At 41.2% G+C, this 226-nt stretch carries 1 protein-coding gene; it reads right to left on the bottom strand.

Annotated features, from left to right (window positions below):
- The coding region (locus Q8G36_RS28965; protein WP_305275396.1) for a helix-turn-helix domain-containing protein at positions 1-226 on the bottom strand (226 nt) is incomplete at both ends.

Genomic DNA, 226 nt, shown 5'->3' with positions numbered 1-226 from the left:
CTGCACGTAAGTATTCTAATTCGGCAAGAAGTGCTTCTTGAGAGCCATTAGCTGGCGATTTTTTCTTAGTTTCTTTTTTCATGGATAGACGCCCCTTTTTCTTTGGTTTAAGGGCGTCTATACCTCCTTCCTTAAACTGATTTGCCCAATTCAAAAGTGTAGAATCGGAAGGAAGGTTATAGTGTACAGCGGTCTCGTTGATCGATGCCCCATATTCGTTCATATA

It is taken from the genome of Peribacillus frigoritolerans, from assembly GCF_030676415.1.
Taxonomy (GTDB): Bacteria; Bacillota; Bacilli; order Bacillales; family DSM-1321; genus Peribacillus; species Peribacillus frigoritolerans_A.
This window is presented reverse-complemented; position numbering and strand designations above follow the sequence as displayed.